This window comes from Neobacillus pocheonensis, from assembly GCF_050477905.1.
GTDB lineage: Bacteria > Bacillota > Bacilli > Bacillales > Cytobacillaceae > Neobacillus > Neobacillus pocheonensis_A.
On sequence record NZ_JBCNAD010000100.1, the window covers coordinates 1 to 1,473 of the forward strand.

Here is a 1,473-nt window from a genome sequence, read left to right on the forward strand (position 1 = left end):
GAAGTGAACCCCTTAAGTTGGACTACATAATCCAGCTTAGGGGGTTTTTGTATGGTTAAGTTTTCAAGTGAATATAGAGAAAAGGTTGTATTGGAGTATTTGAATGGAGGAGGAGGCTCAAAAGAACTTGCAAAAAAATATGGTATCGGTAGCCATCAAACCATACTTAATTGGGTGAATCATTATAAAAAATATGGGGATAAAGCATTCGATGTACGGAGTCCTCAGGATGTTTATGATGGTAAGTTTAAGTTAGAAGTATTAGAATGGATGGGAAGAAATAGAGCATCCTTACGTGAAACGTCCCTTCATTTTGACATAACCACACCAAGTACAATTTTATCGTGGAAGAGGAAATTCGAAGAAAATGGTGCTGATGCTCTGTTTAAACGGAGAGGAAGACCAATACAAATGACAGCCAACCATCATGATCACCAACTGGGGGAAAAAGAGGAATCCTTCGAACTTGAAAAATTACAACGTGAAAATCGTATGTTAAGGATCGAAATTGATTACCTAAAAAAGCTAAGAGCCTTAATTCAGGAACCCGTGGGTACCGACAAAAGCAAGTGCAAGTAGTCACTGAGTTAAGGAAGGAATATCGTTTGACTGAAATTTTGAAGGTCGTCGACCTTCCGAAAAGTGTGTATTTCTACTATCAAAATCATGAAGAAACCAAACATAGTAATCAGGATTTATTAAAGGAAATCAAAGCAATCAAAAAGGATAATCCAGCTTATGGATATAGACGCGTTCAACTTGAATTAAAAAATCGTGGATGGAAAGTTAATCATAAAAGAGTTCAACGCATTATGCAGGATCACCATTTACAGTCACAAGCATATACGAAAAAAAGTCGGAAATACAACTCCTATAAAGGTACGATTGGTAAAATCGCTCCCAATCGGTTAAATCGCCGGTTTAAAACAGATCGACCTTATCAAAAGCTTACAGTAGATGTCACAGAGTTACGCTGGGGAGATAAGTCCACAGCACACCGCTGTTATCTGGAACCAGTAATGGACCTCTACTCTGGCGAAATTCTGGCTTTTAACATTGACCTTCATCCTACTGTAAGTTTTGCTTTAAAACCGTTGCATGAAGCCCTTGAGGCACTACCTAAACTTCCTTATCGGACAACTGTTCATTCGGATCAAGGATTTCAATATCAACATCATAACTGGGTAAAAGAGCTTAAGGAACATCATGTATTTCAAAGTATGTCGCGAAAAGCAACATGTCTTGATAATGCAGCAATGGAAAGCTTCTTCCACCTATTAAAATCTGAAACAGTTCATCAATACGACTACCAATCTTTTGAGGAAGTCACTCAGGCAGCGGTTGATTGGATTAGTTACTACAATAACGATCGAATTAAAGAAAAACTCGGTGGTAAGAGTCCTGTAAAATACAGGCTTCTTACCACCGAGAAAGCGTCATAATATTTTTGTCCAACTTTATGGGGTCAGATCA

1 pseudogene is annotated in these 1,473 nt (G+C 38.1%); it reads left to right on the plus strand.

The features are described from left to right. The first annotated feature begins 51 nt into the window (after positions 1-51). Positions 52-1,442, plus strand: a pseudogene (locus ABES02_RS29495) (IS3 family transposase). The last annotated feature ends 31 nt before the right edge of the window (positions 1,443-1,473 follow it).